General features: G+C 61.5%; 15 protein-coding genes. 5 read left to right on the top strand and 10 right to left on the bottom strand.

All coding sequences use genetic code 11. The features are described from left to right. Window position 1: 1 nt before the first annotated feature. The gene (locus KHO31_RS19660) at window positions 2-1,597 is read right to left on the bottom strand and encodes an MDR family MFS transporter (protein WP_201107876.1); all 1,596 of its coding nucleotides are present in this window, start codon (window positions 1,595-1,597) and stop codon (window positions 2-4) included. A gap of 141 nt (window positions 1,598-1,738) precedes the next feature. Between KHO31_RS19660 and KHO31_RS19655 the strand changes: the two genes are divergently transcribed. Then, window positions 1,739-2,581: an EcsC family protein gene (locus KHO31_RS19655; protein ID WP_201072451.1), complete on the top strand. Its 843-nt coding sequence runs from the start codon at window positions 1,739-1,741 to the stop codon at window positions 2,579-2,581. On the opposite strand, the gene KHO31_RS19650 is transcribed toward KHO31_RS19655, so the two are convergent. The 3 genes from KHO31_RS19650 to KHO31_RS19640 form a co-directional block, all read right to left on the bottom strand. Further along, window positions 2,551-3,516 (bottom strand): alpha/beta hydrolase, encoded by a 966-nt coding sequence (locus tag KHO31_RS19650; protein WP_211623994.1) that lies wholly within the window; start codon window positions 3,514-3,516, stop codon window positions 2,551-2,553. The genes KHO31_RS19655 and KHO31_RS19650 overlap by 31 nt on opposite strands. A gap of 119 nt (window positions 3,517-3,635) precedes the next feature. After that, on the bottom strand, window positions 3,636-4,070 hold the full coding sequence (locus KHO31_RS19645; RefSeq protein ID WP_211623992.1) for a CHRD domain-containing protein: 435 nt from the start codon (window positions 4,068-4,070) through the stop codon (window positions 3,636-3,638). A 186-nt stretch (window positions 4,071-4,256) separates the two neighbouring features. Beyond that, window positions 4,257-5,372 (bottom strand): porin, encoded by a 1,116-nt coding sequence (locus tag KHO31_RS19640; RefSeq protein ID WP_211623990.1) that lies wholly within the window; start codon window positions 5,370-5,372, stop codon window positions 4,257-4,259. Window positions 5,373-5,505: 133 nt separating this feature from the next. Between KHO31_RS19640 and KHO31_RS19635 the strand changes: the two genes are divergently transcribed. Further along, a complete protein-coding gene (locus tag KHO31_RS19635; RefSeq protein WP_236071326.1) occupies window positions 5,506-6,801 on the top strand; it encodes a LysR family transcriptional regulator in 1,296 nt (431 codons plus the stop codon). 213 nt (window positions 6,802-7,014) lie between these two features. Here KHO31_RS19635 and KHO31_RS19630 read toward each other — a convergent pair whose 3' ends face one another. The 6 genes from KHO31_RS19630 to KHO31_RS19605 all read right to left on the bottom strand — a co-directional run bounded on the left by KHO31_RS19630 (window position 7,015) and on the right by KHO31_RS19605 (window position 16,427). Continuing rightward, entirely contained in the window at window positions 7,015-11,436 is a 4,422-nt protein-coding gene (locus KHO31_RS19630) for an ATP-binding protein (RefSeq protein WP_201072449.1), read from the bottom strand. Between the two features lie 65 nt (window positions 11,437-11,501). Then, complete coding sequence (gene aqpZ, locus KHO31_RS19625) at window positions 11,502-12,248, bottom strand: aquaporin Z (RefSeq protein ID WP_201072382.1); 747 nt, start codon at window positions 12,246-12,248, stop codon at window positions 11,502-11,504. Window positions 12,249-12,494: 246 nt separating this feature from the next. Then, window positions 12,495-13,139, bottom strand: a complete 645-nt coding sequence (locus KHO31_RS19620; RefSeq protein ID WP_201072380.1) for a response regulator transcription factor — start codon at window positions 13,137-13,139, stop codon at window positions 12,495-12,497. A 111-nt stretch (window positions 13,140-13,250) separates the two neighbouring features. Next, window positions 13,251-13,943, bottom strand: coding sequence for a response regulator transcription factor (locus tag KHO31_RS19615; protein ID WP_201072448.1), 693 nt, complete (start codon window positions 13,941-13,943; stop codon window positions 13,251-13,253). 151 nt (window positions 13,944-14,094) lie between these two features. Further along, a complete protein-coding gene (locus KHO31_RS19610; RefSeq protein WP_201072378.1) occupies window positions 14,095-14,748 on the bottom strand; it encodes a response regulator transcription factor in 654 nt (217 codons plus the stop codon). A 362-nt stretch (window positions 14,749-15,110) separates the two neighbouring features. After that, window positions 15,111-16,427 (bottom strand): MFS transporter, encoded by a 1,317-nt coding sequence (locus KHO31_RS19605; RefSeq protein ID WP_201122897.1) that lies wholly within the window; start codon window positions 16,425-16,427, stop codon window positions 15,111-15,113. Between the two features lie 98 nt (window positions 16,428-16,525). Here KHO31_RS19605 and KHO31_RS19600 point away from each other — a divergent pair, with 98 nt between their 5' ends. The 3 genes from KHO31_RS19600 (at window position 16,526) to KHO31_RS19590 (ending at window position 19,997) form a co-directional block, all read left to right on the top strand. Beyond that, window positions 16,526-17,413 (top strand): LysR family transcriptional regulator, encoded by an 888-nt coding sequence (locus tag KHO31_RS19600; protein ID WP_201072374.1) that lies wholly within the window; start codon window positions 16,526-16,528, stop codon window positions 17,411-17,413. 488 nt (window positions 17,414-17,901) lie between these two features. Continuing rightward, the gene (locus tag KHO31_RS19595; RefSeq protein WP_201072373.1) at window positions 17,902-18,618 is read left to right on the top strand and encodes a c-type cytochrome; all 717 of its coding nucleotides are present in this window, start codon (window positions 17,902-17,904) and stop codon (window positions 18,616-18,618) included. Then, complete coding sequence (locus KHO31_RS19590) at window positions 18,615-19,997, top strand: c-type cytochrome (protein ID WP_201138624.1); 1,383 nt, start codon at window positions 18,615-18,617, stop codon at window positions 19,995-19,997. Before KHO31_RS19595 ends, KHO31_RS19590 begins: the two co-directional genes overlap by 4 nt. The last annotated feature ends 15 nt before the right edge of the window (window positions 19,998-20,012 follow it).

Raw genomic sequence — 20,012 nt, 5'->3', positions numbered from 1 at the left:
ATCAATCCGCGTGAATCACCGGCTCGACCTTGCGCTGGAGCTTGATCGGCGGCACACGGCGGCTTTGCCACACGGACACCACGGCGATGATCGCCGCCAGTGCGAGACCCAGATGAATTGCTGAAACGAGCGCCTCGCGGGCGCTCTCGAGCAGCATCGCGCCATTGTGGCCCGCATGCGTCAACTGGCCGAGCAAGGTGGTTTGTGCGTCGCGATTGATCAGGATTTGCGGGTCGCCGAGATCGGAGAACCACTGCGACGCGTGATCGTTTTCCAGCGCGCTGCGCACGCCGCTCGCGTACATATGACTGATTAGCGTGCCGGTCAGCGCCGTGCCGATCATCCCGCCGATCATCCGCAGCGACTGCAGCAGCGCAGTGGCGATACCGAGGTGTTCGCGGCCGGCTGTCTGCTGCGCGAAGATCGTCAGATTCGGCATCACGAAACCGAGACCGAGGCCACCGGCCATCATGAACGACATTAACAGCCAATGCGGCATGGAGCGCGTCGCGACGACCACACCGAGGCACGCCAGCGCCACCAGCGCGAAGCCGATATGCAGCATCAGATTCGGATTGCGCACACGCGAGACAATACGTCCGTTGGCAATACTGCCGATCGTGATGAACACGACGAGCGGCGTAATGACGAGCCCCGCTTCGTTCGGCGACATCCCGAAGCCGCCCTGGAACAGCAACGGTGCGTAGAACAGCAACGAGAACATCGTGAAGCCGCCCAGCACGGCGAGCGTGAAGAGTGCAGCCAGACTGCGATTACGAAACATGTCGACGGGCAAAATCGCCGTCGGGCAGCGCTTTTCCCACTGCCACAACCCGTACGCCGAGGCGACGCTCAAGGCGAGCAGGGCGAAGGCGCTCAACGTGACACCGTGCTTCGGCAACAACTCGACAAACAACTGCAGCGAGCCAAGCGCCACCGCGATCAGCAGCGCGCCGGGCCAATCGAGCCGCATCTTGCCTTCGTGCTCGACGTGTCGCAGATGCGGCAGGAAGCGCCAGACGAAAAACAGCGATAGCAAGCCGACCGGCAGATTCACATAGAACACCGAGCGCCAGCCGTAGTACTGCGTGAGAAAGCCGCCGAGCGACGGCCCCACCGCGTTCGCAATACCGAATGCCGAACTCATCAGCACCTGCCAGCGCAGTCGCACGACCGAGTCGGGGAAGAGATCGGGGATGCACGCGAAGGCGGTGCCGACCAGCATGCCGCCGCCGATGCCCTGCAAGCCGCGCGCGAGCACGAGGAACAGCATGTTGTTGGCGGCGCCGCACAGCACCGAAGCCGCCGTGAACACGACGATCGATGCGATCACAAATGGCTTGCGCCCGTAGTAATCGCCGAGCCGGCCGAAGATCGGCACGGTAATCACGGAGGTCAGCAAATACGACGTGGCGACCCACGCATAAAGCTCAAAACCCTTCAGCTCCGAAACGATCGTGGGCAACGCGGTGCCGACCACCGTCTGGTCCAGTGCGACCAGCATCGAGACGAAGGAAATGCCGAGCATCGCCAGTAACGATTCACGGAAAGGTAAAACTTGCCCACTCGAGTGGTGGGCCGCGGTATGGACAGCCATTTTTGATAGAGCAACAGTTGACTCGTCAAACGATTGGGAATCATACCACGAGGTGATGCTCTAAGCTGGAACCCGCCGATGCGGTTCACCGCACCGGCAATCGACTGAAGAATGGACAACAACATGACGCCAGGGAGGCACATGGAGCCGGGTTCGCTCGCATCACAATCCTTATCGGACGAAGACCTGGGCGCGCTGCGACGCGCGAAACACGAACTGGAAAGCCCCGCGCTGGCGATGAAACTGGCCAGCATCGTCGGCTCGCCGCTCGAAAAGTTGCTCTCGCGCATGCCGGCTTTTGCAAACGAGAAGGTGACGGATGCGACAGAGCTGGCGTTGCGCAAGTGCCTCTCGATCGCGCTGCGCACGCTGGGGCGGCAGGCCGGCGCCTCGCCACTGATCGTGCCCGACAAGCCGAGCAACCTGCTGCACAAGTTCGCCGTGGCCACCACCGGCGCGGCCGGCGGCGCCTTCGGTCTGTTCGCGCTGCCCGTCGAGTTGCCGGTCACGACCACGCTGATGTTCCGCTCGATCTGCGACATCGCGCGCAGCGAGGGCGAGGATCTGACGTCGATCGACACGCAGTTGCAATGCCTGACAGTGCTCGGCATGGGCGGCACCTCGAAAGCCGACGAGGACGCCGACTTCGGCTACTTCATCATGCGCGGCGCGCTGGCGCAGGCGGTGTCGAAGGCTTCATCAGAAATCGCCACGAAAGGCTTCTCCGCGCATGGCTCCGCGGCATTGCTGCGTCTGCTCAACACGATTGCCGCGCGCTTTTCGGTGCAGGTGAGCGAGCAGATTGCCGCCAAGTCGATTCCGGCGATTGGCGCGGTGCTCGGCGCAATGGTCAATACGGTGTTCATCGACCACTTCCAGCAGGTCGCGCACGGCCACTTCACCGTGCGTCGATTGGAGCGGCGATACGGCCACGAAACGGTCGAGGCCGCCTATCAGGCGATGGACGTCACCCTGGATGGCTGAGCGGCCTTCGTCGCGCCGCTCGTCACACGCTGCACAAAAGCCGCGGCGCGGTCGAGCGCGCGGTTCGCTTCGGGAATGAACGGAGAGAACAGTGGCCAGACGTGCGGCATCTTCTTCCACACTTCGAATTCGCAGTCGACGCCCGCCGCACGCGCTTTGTCGGCAACGCGTTGCGAGTCGTCGAGCAATACCTCGGTGCTGCCCGCCATGATGAAGAGTGGCGGCAAGCCCTGCAGGTCGGCATAGAGCGGCGAAGCGTAGGGATGCGTGGCGGGCGTTTCGCCGAGATAGAGCCTGGCTGCGGGTCCAATGGCTGGACCGCTGAACATGGGGTCGAGGCCGTCGTTGGTGCGGATGGTGGCGCCGGTGGCGGCCAGATCGGTCCACGGCGAGAACAGCAGGCAGCCGGCAGGCAGCGGATCGCCGGCGTCGCGCAAGGCAATCAGCGTAGCAAGCGCAAGACCGCCGCCCGCGGAATCCCCCGCGATCACGATCGACTCGGGCGCCGTGCCGTCCGCGACCAGCTGACGGTAGGCTGCGGTCGCATCGTCGAGCGCGGCCGGAAAGCGGTGTTCCGGTGCGAGCCGATAGTCGACGGAAAAGATCGGTGCATTCGCACGCGTGGCCAGGCCGAATACGATGGAGCGATGCGTACGTGGCGAGCAGAAGTAATAACCGCCGCCGTGGCAATACAACACGATCGGGCCGCTCCGGGAAAGGGTTAGGTCGTCCGCGCGCTCGATCCACTCACCCCGCAGCGGCCGATCGTCCGGTCCATACGACTCGCGCAGACGCCAGCCGCCCGGCACACGCGGCGACCAGGCGCGCCCGCTTGTGAGTTCACGCGCTCTCTCGACATTGATACCCGGCTTGAGGGTTTGCGGTCGAAACTGCCTACGCAGATACCAGCACGCGAGTGCGCTTTGCCAGCTCATTGGGACACGCTCCTTCGATAGTGTCCCTTCATGGTACGTGCGTTCGCCACCGCGCCGGTGGATGACGGCTTCTAATCCTGACAAGGCGCCCGCGCCACCGCGCGCGACTTTCCTCTTGCCTAGTTCGCCGGCAAAACCTGCCCGCGAATCTCGCCCGTCGGATTCTGCTCGGTATGGACGTTGAAGTACCACTGCCCCGCCATCAGATCCGTCACCTGCTGTTCGGTGAGCGCCGTCGATCCTTTGATCGGGCTCGCGAGCGCATCCTTTGCGATCGGCACCTGGACCTTGGCGTTCTGCCCGACCGGCGCCGGACCGTGGAAGTGCGCGGCGCTTGCCGGGCCGCTCAGCCCTTCATAGGTGACCGTCCATTGCAGGGACCTGGTCGACGTATCGAACGTGGCGTTCAACATGCCGTGCCCGTGACTCACGCGCGGCGGCACTTCGCTCGAGGGCTCGAGATCGGCCTTCAACGCCACCGTATCCGCGAAGGCGACGCCCGACGCCAGCGCCCACACCACCACAGAAAAATTCAGTTTTCGAAGCGCAATCATGGTCTTCTCCGGACTTTGATGCACCGCCGCACCGACATTTCGGCCACGCGCAGAGCCACCACATACTAGTGCAAATCCGTCGAGCCCGTTTGCGCCAGCGCCCGACGACATCGCAGCACCTGGCGCTCGCACGCACCAACGAAAAAAGCACCGCGAGCGGTGCCTTTTTCTTCGTGTAGCAATGCTTTAGAAGCGGTGACGGATACCCGTCGTCACAACCACCTGGTTCTTGCCCGACGACGGCGCGTCGGTGCCGAACACCTGCGCGCCGACCGCGCCGATATGCGCGACGCCTTCAGCGTACAGGTCGGTGCGCCTCGACAGCGCATAGTCAGCCTGCAGGCCGAACTGATTCCAGTGGCTCGACCCGTTCGACGTACCCGGCGCGCGCTGCAACGCTTGCGTGTACGTGTAAGCCGCGCCGAATGCGAGCGCCGGCGTCAGGTTATAGCGCGCGTTGACTTCGTAGTTGTTGTAACGCACAGAGGCGTCGTTGTACGCGAAGTCGAAACGGCTTTGCGTGTAGACGAGGCCGACCGTTGCCGGGCCAAATGCATAGCTGCCCCCGGCACCCCACGTGCGCTGCCGTTGACGTTCGCCCGCCACACCAATGTTCGGCGCACCGTCCTGGATCGCGCCGTTCGCATTGCCGCCAAGACCTTGAGCCTGGAGGTAACCTACCGCCAGTTTCAGGCCACCATTCGAATAGCCCATGCCCGCGCTATAGGCGCGATTGTTCGCGAAGGCGCCTGCCTGATTCGAGAATCCGTACAGGCCGCTGAACGAGAAGCCGTCATAGTTTGCGCTCTGGTACTTCACCGAGTTGTTGATGCGCACGGACGCATTGGCGTTGTCGTTATCGCCACGGTGTGCGAAGTACGTGCCACCCCAGGTGCCGGTCGCCGTCAGCGGGCCGAGATAGTCGACAACGGAGTCGTACTGACGGCCCAGCGTAACCGTGCCGTAGTCGCTCGAAATACCCGCGAACGCCTGACGGCCGAAGCTGCGGCCACTTTGCGCGTTGGCGCCGTTGGCCACGCTAAAGCCGTTTTCCAAAGTGAAGATGGCCGCGTAACCACCGCCGAGATCTTCACGACCGCGCATGCCCCAGCGGCTGCCCGACAGATTGCCACTCGTCAGGTTGTATGCGGCGGAGTGTTTCGAAGCATCGCTAGCCGACACTTCGTTGTTCACATACGTGAAGCCAGCATCGACGATGCCATAAAGCGTCACGCTGCTTTGCGCATTGGCGGCGCTGGCGAACGTCGCGGAGACCGCCGCGAGAATCAGAATCTTTTTCATGTTGTTCCAGATAACGTGTGGTTATTGAGTCTTCGACTCGATTCATTTGCATAGCGCGATTGAAGGCTGGATAAGGGCTGCATCCCAGGATGCGTTCACCGCACACCAACTTGATCTGCAGAGCGGAGTTTAGGTGCCCAACTTTCAGGAACACCACGCGCGTTCGCACAAAAGATTTTTTGAATTAGTCGAAAACCCAGCCGGAGAATATCGGCGAACCCTGATCCACAAGGCGACCCATTTATCTTGTTATATATTTAGCTTTACTTATCTAATTAAAGCGTTGCGACTCCACAACATCGCCCAATCTGAATTCTCTCAGCAGCCATTCGGCAGGTTCTCGTGCCGAATATTTTTTGCAGCTATTACCATGCCCCCTCACACGTGCGTCGCCTTCCTGCATCTGGCAACTGCGGTAGCCAGCACGAGCCTCTCACGCGCTCAACCGAAGACTGCCCCACCCTGGCACTTCCCGCTCAAGCCCATTGTCACGATGAATCAGCTGCAGGCCATGCGCGTCTTTCTGAAAGTCGCCGAAAACGGTTCCTTCGGGCGCGCGGCAGCGAGTCTGGATATCTCCAATGCGGTGGTGACACGCTATGTCGCCCTGCTCGAAACGCACCTCGATACGCGACTCGTCAACCGAACCACACGCAGCCTGTCGCTAACCGAAGCGGGCCTCGCCTATGCCGACGGCTGCCGGCAACTCCTTGAACAACTGGAAGCGATGGAGTCCAGCGTCTCCCAGCGTGCGAACGACCCGTCCGGCACACTGAAACTGATGGCTGTCGCGTCGTTTTCACTGTTCGGACTGACACCGCTGCTGGAGCGTTATCGCTTGCAGTGCCCGCGGGTCAAATTGTCGGTGACACTGCTGCACCGGCCAGTGGATCTGATTGAACAGGGTTTCGACGTCGGCATCGTGGTCCCGGGGCAGGTCAGAGGCGGCACATTGATCAAGCGTGCGTTATTCAAGGTCCGCTCGGTGGCGGTTGCAACGCCAGCCTACCTCGCCGCGCGCGGCATGCCGGCCGCCCCTGCGCAACTTGCGGCGCACCCACTTCTGGCGCCGTCAACCAATGTTCACAGCGCGCAATGGTGTTTCGTCGACACCAACGGAATAGAAGAAACCGCCAACATGGAGGCCATTTACGCGGTCAACAACGCGGTAATGTTGCGCCAGGCGGCGCTCGCCGACATGGGTATTACCATCCTGCCGGAGAATCATGTTTCGGCGGACCTGATGAGCGGTGCGCTTGTGCAGGTGTTGCCGGACTACCGAATCAAAGGTGCCGACAAGGAAGTCTCGTTGGTGTATCCTGGACGCCGGCACGTGTCCGCCAAAACGCGCTCATTTGTCGAATTCACCGTCGACTATTTTCGAAACAGAGCCGGGCCGACGCTTTCATCGATATTTACAAACAGTTAATTGCGCAATTCGTAATGAATCTTTTACGCAGTCCCGGTTATGCTCCCGACTGCGAGAAGTGACTCCTTCATCGAGGGATGTCTCCAAATCTTTAACGCGGCTTCGGCCGCGTTTTTTTTCGCCCGCCCGATTCGCCGCCCGGGTTCACGCTCGAGGGCGCCAATGCGATCACCCGAGCAAGGCGCCGCAGCCTCGCTGCCGTGCGACAAAACGTCACGCAAGCAAAGCAGCCTGCTCCTCGATTCCATCCAGCATCGCATTGCACTTACTCGCCAACGCCAGCCCGTCACTGCGCAAGCGTTCCGGGGTCTTGACGGTGATGTCCCGGTGGTAGTCTTCCAAAGCGTTAAGCAGCGGCGGGTACTGCAACACGCTCGCCGCCCCCGCCACCCGATGATGCCACTCGCGCAGACGCTCGACCTCGACGCACTCGAGTAGCGGCGGCAATGCCTGCACGTCGTCGCGCACCGACGAAACGAACGAATCGAGCAATGCCTTAACAGTCGATTCGCTCCCCCATAACTGCGTCATGTGACCCAGGTCGACTGGGACGAATGGCTCGGGGCCGCCGCGCGCATCCGGCACGGAAACCGGCGGCGCGCTGACAGTTTCCGCAGGCGCAGCTTGCCATGCGCTGTCAGTACCGAACCAACGGCTCAGGTAGTCACGTAGCGTAGCAAGCCGCGTCGGCTTGACAAGGCAGTCATCCATGCCCGCGTCGCGACATAGCTTCAGGTCTTCTGGCGCGGTGTTCGCAGTAATACCCAGGATCGGCAGATGGTGCGCACCACCCTGCTCCTGCTCCCGGATGCTCCGTGCCAGTTCATAGCCGGATAGGTTCGGCATGTGGCAGTCTGTGATCAGACATCCATAGCTGGTTTGCTCGAGCGCGGCCAGTGCCTCGACACCGTCGTTCGTCACGTCGCAGGCAAAACCGAGCAAGGCCAGTTGATGACGGATCAACTCCTGATTGACCGGATGGTCTTCTGCAACCAGGATCAGTCGTCCGCTGGCAATAGCCCGTTCGCGGTCCGGCGGCACGGAAGCGCCTTCAGCCATGCGCGGCATGCCCGCAGAACGCGGCGCCACCGAAGGCAGCCCCGTCATCGCCGCGGCGCACGCCGCGCCGAGGCCGCGCCACGAGATCGGGTTGATACTGACGCGCACGTTGTTGTCGAGAATACGGTAGCCGGTCGGCTTCGGCTTCTCGGTCAGGCAGATGATCGGCGTACCGGGCCCGATGTTTGCAGGCAATACCACATCTTCACTCGCGAAAATCATATCCACACCTGCCATGGCGGCCGGATCGCCAAGCTCGGCCGCATCGGGCGACATGCGGCGCAACTCGAGTCCGAGAGCCTGGCCGAAATGCATCAGCGCCTGCGCGACCCGTGCGTCACCCGTCGCCACGACGCCGCGCTTGCCGCGCAAGCCGCTAACGGAGTAACTCAGCGATGCCACAGGCATGGTGAGGCGCACAGTCATGCGCGTGCCGACCCCTGGCTCGCTATGCAATTCAAGGGTGCCATTCATCAGATCGATCAGTTTGCGGCAGATTGTCAGGCCTAGACCGGTGCCGCCGAAGCGGCGTGTGGTCGACGATTCCGCCTGCACGAACGGTTCGAACAGCCGCGCCTGCACCTCCGGTGGAATACCGATGCCGGTGTCCCGGACGATCATCTCGATCGCTTGGCCGTCGCAGGTCTGGTCGACGACCGCAACCTGCACATCGACCTCGCCCTGCGGCGTAAACTTGATGGCGTTGCCAAGCAGATTGAACAGAATCTGCCGCAATCGCACGCTGTCACCACGAAGCGTAGCCGCAACTTCGGAGGCAATATCCACCCGTACCTTCAGCCCCTTTTCGTGGGCGCGGCCCGCGAGCAGACCGACGGCATTGTCGACCAGCTCGCGCATGTCGATGGGTTCGGCTTCGATAGTCAGCCGGCCCGCTTCGATCTTCGAATAGTCGAGCAGGTCGTCCAGAATCTGCAACAATGCACCCGCCGATTCATGGATCATGCTCAGCATTTCACCTTGATCCGCGTTGAGCGGCGTGCGCTCCAGCACTTCGACAAGCCCGAGCACGCCGTTCATCGGCGTACGGATTTCGTGACTCATCATCGCGACAAAGTCGTCTTTTGCGCGTGATGCGGCTTCGGCCACGTCGCGCGCTCGCGCGAGTTCCTCGGCCCGCGCGTGCTCGACACTCGCGTCCACCCAATAGCCGCTCCACACAACGCTTCCATCCTTCTCGCGGCGCGGCGCCAGTTCCGCACGTGCCCACTTGAGCTCATGCCCGACTCCGAAGCGAAACTCCATATTCACCGGCGTTTCGCAACGCGCCGATCGTTCCAGCTCGGCCAGCACGAAAGGCCGGTCCTCTTCGCACACGCGTCCGAAGTCGATCTCTTCGCGGCTAACCGACGAGGCACGGTCGCCACCCAGCAGATGACGCGTGTCGCCGCCAATATATGGAAAGGAATACGCGCCGTCCGCGGTGCGGTGCAGTTGAAATACGACGGCCGGCAATGAGCGCGTTACGTCGAAAAGGCGCCGCTCGGTTTCGCGCGCGAGCATTTCAGCACGCCGGATATCGGTAACGTCTACCATCGTTCCGAGCACACAGATCGGCTTGCCGTCGCCGCTGCGACAGATCCGTGTCCAGAACAGGCCGTGCCGAAGGTCGCCGGTACCACGTTCAAACTGGAGTTCAGCCTGTGCGGGTTCGCCGTCTGTCAGCATCTGGCGTATGAGCTCATCCAGAACGCGGCTGTTGGCTTCGCCCCAGGTCTGGACGTCCACGGCCGTGCGCCCGATCACCGCGTCACGACGTAAACCACACGCTTCTTCATACGCCCGGTTGATCGCGATGTAGCGTCCATTCAGATCTTTGGCGACGAGCGGATAGGGAACCATCTCCATCATGGTTTCCTGGAAGTTCAACTGTAGCGCCAGTTCGCGTTCGGTCTTTTTGCGCAGCCTGACTTCGCGTTGCAACAGCACATATGCGCGCAGCGTGACCAGCAATATGAGACCGATGCCGATCAGCAACGGCAAAAGGCGCACCGCGGTAACGCTCCATGTTCCCTGCTCTCCCGTACTGCCGGTCACCCACTTCTGACGGATGCGCTGTTTCTCAGCCAGCGGCATAGCCAGCAATGCGCGGTCGATCAGGCCGGCGAGTGGGCCCAGATCAGGGCGCACCGCGAAGCCGAGCGCGTCGGTTTCGCCGACCGTGCCGAGGATCTTGAGCACACCGGCGTAATGCTGCTTGAGCAGGACATCAACAGCGGCTACGTTGCCAACCAGTACGTCTGCCTGGCCGTTCTCGACCATCTTGAGAGCGTCGTCCAAACTGGGCGCGACAGCAATGTTGGCGGCCGGAATATTGTCGATCGCGAGCGGGATCGAGCCGGCGATATGCGACGAGACCACAATCCGCCGCGACGCGAAATCGTTGAGCGCGCGCGCGGCCGGTTCGTCTTCACGACCAACGATCACAAGCGGATAGCTTTCGTATGCACGGGTGTGCAGCGCACTCTTCAGACGTGGATCGTTGCTTGAGGAGGTGGCCAGAATCGCCAGATCGCCGTGCTGGAAGGCTTCGATTGTCGCGGGCCAGTCGGCTGTATGAGCGCGGTTGAACGCGACGCCCAGCGCACGGCTCAGATAGTCCAGATATTCGGCTGCTATGCCGGCAGGATGACCAGACTCATCGACATAGCTGAAAGGCGGCCACCCGCTATCGAAACCGACTTGCAACGGCGGTAGCGAACGGAGCCAGGCTTGCTCCTGCGGTGTCAGTACGAGGCGCCGCGCAGTAGACGCAGCTTGGGCGTCGAAGCTGCCGGATAGCCAGCGCACGCGGATCGCCGTGTCGTCGGCTGGATTCACTGATGCGAGCGCGCGATCGAGCTGGTCACGCAACGCCGCCCGGCTGCGTGGCACGGCAAAGCGCAAGTCGGCGAGTCTGCCGCGCTCCTCGAAAGCGACTTGCAGTCCGCGGAATTCCTCGGTGGCCAGCGCGTACTGAACGGCCGGAGTAAAACCGAGATAGGCATCGGCATCGCCCTGCGCGACCGCTTTGAGCGCCGCGTGCGTACTGGCGAAAGTTTCGAGCTGGGCGTGTGGAAAGCGCTCGCGTAACGAGCGTTCCAGCGCAAATCCTTTCTCTACCGCGAGGCGCGCACCGGCAAGCTGAGCGGCATTCGCATACGCATCGCCGTCGCGGCGGACCGCGACCGACGCCGACGCTCGAAAGTACGGCGCGGTGAAACTCAAGCAGCGCTCCCGCTCGGGCGTGCGAGCGAGGCTCATGACCAGATCGACGTTGCCGGCGCAGGCCGCGGCCAGCAGTTGCGGCATATCGGGAAACGCTTTGGACTGGATCACGACATTCGGCCCAACGAGCATGCGCAGATAGTCCGCGCTCAACCCGGTTGGCCGACCGTCCTGAAGCCCGTCGAACGGCAACCACCCGTTAGCCAGAACGCCGACGGTCAACGTGGCGGGAAAGGCGCCGACGACTGACACATGCGGCGGACTGGCGAACGGCTGGGCCACCGCCGATTGCATTTGCGCGATGACAAACGCGAACACTACAAGCAGGCACCGCGATACAAGTCGCACCATGCGCCCAACCGCGACAGCGCGTTGGAGTTTCATAGAGGGTCCCACGAATTGAAATCAGGCTGCGCTCACGCGACATCGCCCTGCCTGTGAGCGAGCGGCGAAGCATGCCGGCCGGACTTGCCACAGAGAAATGAAAACAGCGCGCCGGCCGCGACGCCGCCCAGCAACGGCGCAGCCCAGAACAGCCAAAGCTGGTCGAGTGCCCAGTCGCCGACGAACAACGCCTGACCGGTAGAACGAGCGGGATTGATCGAGCCGTTAGTAACCGGGATCGACACCATGTATACGATCACCAGACACGCGCCGGCAATCAGCGGTGCGATCGACCGCAACCGTCGCCGGCAAGCCACCATCAGACCTGCCATGACGAAAGCGAACGACAGTGCAAGTTCGACAACGAGCGCAGAATGAAGTTGATAGTCGGCCGGAGAATGGTCGCCGAAACCGTTCGCCGCGAATTCGCTCGCGGCCAGGTCGAAGCCGGGGCGGCCACTCGCCACGTAAGCGAGCAGCGCTGCGGCTGCGATGGCCCCGAGAATCTGGGCGGCAATGTAGGGCAGTAGATCCCGAACCGGGAAACGGTGCGCGGCCGTGAAGCCGATCGTTACAGCCGGGTTGAAGTGCGCGCCAGAGATGGCGCCAAAAGCGTAGCTCGCCGTGACAAGCGCGAGGCCGAATGCGAGTGACACCTCCAGCACGCCGTAGCCTTGCTGGATCGCGCCGGTGTTCAATACGATGCTGCCGCAGCCGATGAACACCACCCAGGCCGTCCCGACCCCTTCGACCAATAACCGCTTGCCTAGCGCTACCATCCCGCCTCCCAGTATTTGTACAAATGGCAGACGGCGTCGTACTCCAACCGCCAGACATCTGCCTGAATTTTCCAGGCTCGACACTGCTCAGCATGGCGAAATGACTGTTTTCGTCAGGAGCGCGGTGGAAATCGAGCCTCAGCTAATTCAGAACTATGAAGCGGCAATGTCATCAAACCAATCAGAAGACTCCTAAAGTCCTAAGAACTAACGAAAGAATCGAGGGTCAGTTCTCTCACACGACTGTCAGGTCAACCCTATCTGTCTCGCATAGTCGATCAGATCGTTTTCCGTCTCGAGACCGAGCTTACGCATCGCGCTACGCTTCTGCGTGCTGATGGTCTTGCCGCTGCGCTCCAGACGTATCGCGATTTCGCTGACGGTCAGACCCTGCACATAAAGCTGGAAGACCTCCCATTCGCGCGCGCTTAGTACGCCCGCGCGCGGTTGCAGCGGCGCTTCGGATGCATCTATCGCGACGCGCGCCTGATCCGATAAATAAACGCGGCCGCTAATCGCTGCCTCGATCGCTTCGATCAACGCCGTGGCGGTATCACGCTTGTCGACGATTCCGGCCACACCGAGATGCAACAGTCCGGAAAGCATGTGCGCATGGCAGATCATCGTCAGCACGACGACGCAGGGATGCGGCCGAACCCGGAACAGGCGACGCAGGAAAGATACGACGTTGCTGGCACCGTCAATGCCTGGCATGCCGATATCCGACACGACGACGTCGCATGCATGGGTGTCGAGCAATTCGGCCAGCGTTTGGGTATCGGGTGCCTCACCAACTATCTCGATGTGGTGTGCCGTTTGCAACAGGCGCATCACGCCAACACGAACGCAATCGTGATCGTCGGCCACGATGACGCGGATCTTTTGTGTCATTTTTTGTTGTCTTATCGACTGACACTCCCTGCACGCGACGTGCATCCCCGGGACGTGCCAAGTGCATCTTCTGGTCGCCACGCCACCGGACCGGCATGACGTCTCGTCGGCTCAGCGCCGGTTCCTCAGGCCATCTTCAGAGATCACGCCGTGCTCGACGGCGAAACGGAACAATTCCGAGTCGCTGTGCAGAGCGAGCTTGCGCATCGCGGTACATTTCTGAGCGCTGATTGTCTTGACACTGCGCCCCACGCGCGTAGCGATCTCCGTTACACCGAGCCCGGAAGCGTATAGCGTGAACACCTCCAGTTCGCGGCGCGACAACATTTGCCGGACAAAATCGAGCCGCTGCATGACCGTTGCGTCGGCAATCATCGATCGCACCGCTGGCCCAAGATAACACTCGTGAGCCAGCACCGTAACGACGGCCACGTGAATCAGATCGATCCGGTCGCGTTTGCTAATCAGCCCATCGGCACCGAGCGCGATGACCTTTTTAAGCGCGGCAGCTTCAGTTTCCATGGTGAGTACGACCAGTGGAACATCGGGATAGCGCAACTTGAGCTGCCTGACCGTTTCCAGTCCGTCGCCATAGAGGCCTCCTGGCATGTAGAGGTCCATGAGAACGAGGTCGCATGGAATACGATCGACCTCCTTGAAAAGTTCTGTGGCGTCGGCAGCCCGGCCAACGATTTGCATATTCGGATAGCCCACCATCAGATTCTCGATCGCCAGCAGAACCAGTGGATGATCGTCCGCGATGATGGCTCGAACAGGTGTGCTTGATTCAGCGTTGTCAATCATCGTCTTTTTCTCCCCCCTACCTAGATTCCCTGTCGCTCTCTCCGGAACAACTGGCCCTGCCGCGATCATTGAACATATTTCGGAGGATAAACATAAGATCGCTCTGAAATAGCTCAATGAGTTCGATCGATCAATTGATTAGGTATACGATTTAACTTTCATAAACTCCATGTGCGCGAATATAAGCAAAGAGACCGGGATCGTTGGCGACACCGAGTTTAGCCATTGCCTCGCGTTTTTGACGGGTAACGGTTCGACGATGACATCCGAGTGTCGCCGCGATTTCGGAGATCGATTGGCCACGTACGAACATTCTTATCACTTCCGCCTGTTTGCGGGACAAACGTAGAACCGGAGGCAGATCGCAGGCTTCATCCAGGGGCCGTGCAAGTGCTTCGACGATGGAATGGCCGACATAGACATCTCCCTTACAGCCCGCCTCGATCGCCTGCCAGAGCTCGTTCATTGCTTCCGTTTTGCTGAGCGTGCTGACTACGCCGTCTGACACGATGGCACGCAGGATCGCGGTATTCGTCAGAGCCGTCATCACGACAATGCGCAACAATGGCCAGCCAGATCGGATTCGCCTGACAAGATCCAGGCCGTCTCCAACTGCGCCGGATGCTTCAGGCATCGTCAGGTCGGTGACGAGCACGTCGCATGGCGTGCTCTGCAACAGTTCGAGCAAAGAATCAGGCGTAGCCGCTTCGCCGACAATGGTGACACCGGCATGCATTTCTAGTGCAGTCCGAACGCCAAGCAGAACGAAAGGATGATCGTCCGCCAGAATGACTCGAAGATTCACTATGATTTCTCTCGGTTGTTGTAAGCGTAGTCGGCGAATTTGCAGGATAAATCCCACTTGCTTCGCACTTTCTTTGACGGCATCCTGGCGTGTGAGGACGTGCCAAGGGTGGCCATAAAACCACCGCTACAACCGGGCGAAAATCGGAGCGTTCCGAAACCTGCCAATAATTTGAGAGCCCATCGTGAAACTATCAAAGCAGGAATGTGCAATTATGCGAATTGAATGCGCGGAAGTTTCTTTCTCGCTGTTTATTTCCGGCTAAAAAAGCAATGCAGCGATGAGAGCGCGTCCACCGCTCCCATCGCATGAAAATAACGAACAGGACCGGAAGCAGCACGCCGCCGGCCACGATTGCCCCATCATGTGGCATCACAAGCGCGTGCCGCCACCAGCTTGCCTGCGCAAGCCGCGCGCGGAAACACCGGCAGCGCGATCAATGCACACACGCTGGCTACTGCCCACACCATCGGCCATGAACCCACCGACAACAACGGCGGAATCGCGAGCGGCGTTAGGAACAGCGTGAGAAAGACGCAGGTGTTGCCGATCGCGAGTGCGGTACCTGAGCGGCTCGTCCCCGCGAGCGTCGCGAGTTCCGTGAAGGCGACGCCGTGCCACGCGGACGCGCTTACGCCGCCCAGCACGATCATCAGCGCGAACACCGCTGTCGTCGCCGCGTGGTGCGTGCCGGCCAAACCCGTCACCAAGGCGAGCGACGCGAACAGCACAGCGGTCAGCACACTGCAGGCGCGCATGTAAGCGCGTCGATTGCCACGGCGATCGGTCCACGCACCGCTCCAGACCCGCGCAATCGCGGCGCCCGTTTGCACAGCCGCCATCGTCACACTGATCGCCAGCACACCGGCGCGGCTGAAGTCGTGGAGGAAGACGGTCCCGAACGTCACAACCGCAAGCTGCGGCACGCACAATGCGCCGGCGCCGAGCGCCACACGCCAGATGCCAATATCGCGCAACGGTGAAACCTTCGCCGGCACCGCACCCGCAGCCGTCACGCCAGGAGCCGCGGCCACACCACTCCCCTCGGCATGCCGAGGTTCATGCAGCCAGCACCATGCGAACACCGCGGTAATCGCGCAGGCAAACGCCAGCGCGGTGTACGCGCTGGCGAACCCGAATCTCGAAGCGAGTACCGGCAAGATCAGCGCCCCCAGGCCACCGCCCGCCGGCACCGCGGTCTGCCGAATACTCATCGCGAGGCCTCGCTCACCTTCGCGAAACCAGGCCATCACCGCGCGGCCACTCGACCCGTTGACGCTGCCGCCGAGCAGGCCGACAAGCAGCAGGCCGAGCGCGAGCGTCGCCACGCCCGGCACATGCACTCCGGACGGCACTACGAACAATGCCAGCCCGGCTAGCGCCGCGGCAGTCGATAGAAGTCCGAGCAGCAGCACGCGCCGGTCGCCCCAGCGGTCGGTCAGGAGGCCCCATGGCAACTCGCTGACCGCAATGCCCAAACCGAGCATGCCGAGCACCAGCCCCAGCCCTTCGTTACCGAGGTGGTAGCCCGAACGTAAAAACACGGCCGTGGTCGGAATCCCAGAGAAAGCGGCCGAAAAACTTGCGTTCGCCGCAAAGCCGACGCCCAGCACCTTCCATCGATGACTTGCTGCACGTGTACCCGAAACCCGTACGGCAGCAATCGATTCGTTTCCCATGACAACCTCTGCAATGAATGAATTGGAGGTATGCTACGGCTGGGTTAATCATCGGAAAAGCTGGAAATTCAGATGACTTCCATCGGAAATTACGAATCATGAGCCAACGCGGATTTGACCTGACACAGTTGCGCACCTTCGTCGCCGTCGCCGAATCGGGCAGCGTCTCGGCGGGTGCAGAGCGTGTGTTCCTGTCGCAGTCGTCGGTGAGCGAGCAGCTGAAGAAACTCGAGGAGCGCGCCGGCCAGCCGCTGTTCGTGCGCAGCAAGCAGGGTGTGACGGCCACGCCGGCCGGCAGCCGCCTGCTCGATCACGCGCGGCGCATCATCGCCATGAGCGAGGCGGCGTTCGAAGACCTGCACGGCCGCTCGCTCGACGGCGAACTGCGCATCGCCATCACCGACTACTATCGTCCACTCGACATCGCGCGCATTCTCAAGACGTTTTCGGAACAGCACCCGCGCCTGAAACTGCACGTCACCGTGCTGCCTAGTGCCGTGATCGACAGCAGCGCCGACGACGATGCATCGTTCGATATCGGCCTCTCATTGCGACTCGTTACCGGGAACACCAGGTCCAATAGCCGGCGCGTCGACGCGCAAAGCACGGTGGTGAGGCGGGAGAAACTACTGTGGGTCAGCTCGGCTGATGCCAGTCCGCGACCGGCCACGCCTTATCCGCTGGTATTGCTGCCGTCGAGCTGCCAGTTGCAGCGCTTTGTCGTGAAGCTTCTCGACGAGCACAAGGTGCCGTATCTGGTGTCGCATTCGGCGTCCGGCGTGGCCGGCCTGCAACTGGCGTTGAAGGCCGGGCTGGGCATTTCCTGCCTGAACGAATCGTCGATCGGTGGGGGCGTGGTGGCCTGTCCGCCGAGTGTCGGGTTGCCCGCACTGCCTGCCGTCGAGTTTCATCTCTTGCCGGGGCGAATCGGCGAAAGCGAACGCGTCAGCAATGCACGCACGGCGTTGATGCGCCTCTTTAGTTGACGTGCGCGGCATCGATGCGCGTACGGCGACTGATGAATCTCGGCAGAAACGTAGCGCAGCGCGTCGATCAAGCTCGACGATGCCGCCCGCGCTCAAACCAGGCCCAGAATAAATATTGAAGGTGCTCGATGCGGCACCTATGCTGTTCACGTGCGCTGCCGATTGGCCTGTCAGTTTTTATTGACGCACTGGATAAATTCCTGCAACCTGCTAACCATCTGCCGGACGCATCAAGCGTTATTACCGCAGCCCGAAAGCCGCCACCCACTGGCACACTCAGGCAGATCACCGTTTTATAAAGCAATTGCATCGTCGTATCGATTCAGCACTGCGCCTCCTTAATAAGTCAGCTTCGATTTGCTGTTCATGCAGTCGTTATAAAAGAAAAATTGGCAGGCTTGTCATGCATCGTTCATCGAATCCATGTTCGTGAGCAAGCGCGTAAGAAATTAATAGCGAAAACAACCGTTCCCCCGACGAGGCCTGGCGTGCATCGTAGAACTATCGGATTTTCGATCCTGTTGGTGTTTTACGTCATGTGGCGTGGCGCGGCGTTCGCAGCCACTGACGCGCCAGCCGCGATGCCCTCGGCTATGGACGAGCGCGTGCGCGCTTGCACCTCGTGTCATGGCGTGCAAGGCCAAGGCCTGAACAACGATTACTTCCCGCGTATCGCCGGCAAACCGGCCGACTATCTGTTCAATCAGCTGACCGCGTTCCGTGACGGTGGCCGCACCTATCCGCCGATGGGATATCTGCTCGCCTTTCTACCCGACGACTATCTGCGCAAGATCAGCCAGTACTTTGCCGACCTGCAACCGCCCTACCCCAATGCCGATCACACCGCCGTCGCACCGGCGGTGCTCGCAGCCGGACAACGGCTCGTCACCCAAGGCGACCCGGCGCGCAAGATCCCGGCGTGCATCGCGTGTCATGGAGCACGCATGACGGGGACGCAACCTGGCATCCCGGGCCTGCTCGGCCTGCATGCGAGCTACATCGCCGGACAGATGGGCACGTGGCGCTCTGGCACCCGTCACGCGCTTGCGCCGGACTGTATGCATTCGATCGCCGTCAAGCTGACCGACAAGGACATCACTGCGGTATCGAGCTGGCTCGCGCGGCAGCCGCGCCCCGCCGATCCGCGGCCCGCGCCGGCGTCCGCTGAGCGGCTGCCGCTCGCATGCGGGAGCCAACCGCAATGAGGCCGACCCTTCGATCGATTCGCCCTGTTTCGTATGCCATGACCAAGCGCCGTTGCACCGTTGTGTCGCTCGTATCCGGCTTGCTGATCGCCGGCTTGATCGTCGCCGGCAGCGCCGCGTTTCCCGGCGCGCCGCATACGTTGCTAATTGCTGAAGCACGCGCCGCCGAAGCCGTGCCTGCCGCCACGACTGCGACAACCACTGGCGACAAAGCCGACACCCGCCCCGACATCGTCAAACGTGGCGAGTATCTGGCGCGCGCCGGCGACTGCGTCGCCTGCCACACAGCGCCGCGCGGCAAACTGTTCGCTGGCGGCCTCGCAATGGAAACGCCGTTCGGCACGCTGTATTCGCCGAACATCACGCCGGACGCGCAGTACGGCATTGGTACATGGAGTGAGGACGCGTTCTTCAAAATGATGCGCACCGGCCGCACGCCGGACGGCACGTTGCTCTACCCCGCGATGCCGATCGCCCAATACACCAAGGTCACTCGTGAAGATTCGAACGCGATCTTCGCTTATCTGAAGTCGGTGACACCGGTACGCGAGCCAAACCACAAGCACACGCTGCGCTTCCCGTTCAACCAGCGCAAGCTGCTGTATGGCTGGCGCACACTTTATTTCCGTGAGGGCGAGTTCCAGCCGGACCCGACCAAGTCGGTCGAGTGGAATCGCGGCGCATATCTGGTCGACGGGCTCGGGCACTGCACGATGTGCCACACCAAGATCAACATGCTCGGTGGCTCGTCGCAAAGCGAGCAGTTCGCCGGCGGTCTGATTCCGGTGCAGAACTGGTATGCGCCGTCGCTCACGTCCGATAAGGACGGCGGTCTCGGCGACTGGAGCATCAAAGACATCGTCGACCTGCTGCAGGCGGGCATTTCCGATCGTGGCGCCGTGTACGGGCCGATGGGCGAAGTCACCTATCACAGCCTTCAGTACATGACAGAAGAAGACGTCAAGGCGATGGCGGTCTATCTCAAGACTCTACCGGACAAGAGCGGCCGCAAATCGGGGCCGTCCGCGCCGACCAACACCAACGTGTTCGCACTCGGCGAAAAGATCTACGCCGACAAGTGCGCGCTATGCCACGGGGCGAACGGCGAGGGCCAGTTGCAGCACTACCCGCCGCTCGCACGTAACCAGTCGATCGAAATGGACTCGGCGGTCAACCCGATCCGCATCGTGCTCAACGGTGGTTTTCCGCCCGGCACAACGCGCAATCCCGAACCGTATGGCATGCCGCCCTTCGGTCAGGAACTGAACGACACCGATGCCGCCGCCGTCGTCACTTATATCCGAACCGCGTGGGGCAACCACGGCCAGCCGGTGACGTCCCGCGAGGTCAACGAGTTGCGCAAGGCGCCGCTGCACTGAACCTGAACCGCTGCA

This window comes from Paraburkholderia domus, assembly GCF_905220705.1.
Classification (GTDB): Bacteria; Pseudomonadota; Gammaproteobacteria; order Burkholderiales; family Burkholderiaceae; genus Paraburkholderia; species Paraburkholderia domus.
The sequence above is the reverse complement of the archived record's forward strand: the minus strand, read 5'-3'. Positions and strand labels throughout refer to the sequence as shown.

What these genes read in the sequence shown, in the direction of transcription:
- KHO31_RS19660 (WP_201107876.1), bottom strand. Translation starts at nt 1,597, where the DNA reads ATGGCTGTCCATACCGCGGCCCACCACTCGAGTGGGCAAGTTTTACCT.
- KHO31_RS19655 (WP_201072451.1), top strand. Translation starts at nt 1,739, where the DNA reads ATGGAGCCGGGTTCGCTCGCATCACAATCCTTATCGGACGAAGACCTG.
- KHO31_RS19650 (WP_211623994.1), bottom strand. Translation starts at nt 3,516, where the DNA reads ATGAGCTGGCAAAGCGCACTCGCGTGCTGGTATCTGCGTAGGCAGTTT.
- KHO31_RS19645 (WP_211623992.1), bottom strand. Translation starts at nt 4,070, where the DNA reads ATGATTGCGCTTCGAAAACTGAATTTTTCTGTGGTGGTGTGGGCGCTG.
- KHO31_RS19640 (WP_211623990.1), bottom strand. Translation starts at nt 5,372, where the DNA reads ATGAAAAAGATTCTGATTCTCGCGGCGGTCTCCGCGACGTTCGCCAGC.
- KHO31_RS19630 (WP_201072449.1), bottom strand. Translation starts at nt 11,436, where the DNA reads ATGGTGCGACTTGTATCGCGGTGCCTGCTTGTAGTGTTCGCGTTTGTC.
- aqpZ (WP_201072382.1), bottom strand. Translation starts at nt 12,248, where the DNA reads ATGGTAGCGCTAGGCAAGCGGTTATTGGTCGAAGGGGTCGGGACGGCC.
- KHO31_RS19620 (WP_201072380.1), bottom strand. Translation starts at nt 13,139, where the DNA reads ATGACACAAAAGATCCGCGTCATCGTGGCCGACGATCACGATTGCGTT.
- KHO31_RS19615 (WP_201072448.1), bottom strand. Translation starts at nt 13,943, where the DNA reads ATGATTGACAACGCTGAATCAAGCACACCTGTTCGAGCCATCATCGCG.
- KHO31_RS19605 (WP_201122897.1), bottom strand. Translation starts at nt 16,427, where the DNA reads ATGGGAAACGAATCGATTGCTGCCGTACGGGTTTCGGGTACACGTGCA.
- KHO31_RS19600 (WP_201072374.1), top strand. Translation starts at nt 16,526, where the DNA reads ATGAGCCAACGCGGATTTGACCTGACACAGTTGCGCACCTTCGTCGCC.
- KHO31_RS19590 (WP_201138624.1), top strand. Translation starts at nt 18,615, where the DNA reads ATGAGGCCGACCCTTCGATCGATTCGCCCTGTTTCGTATGCCATGACC.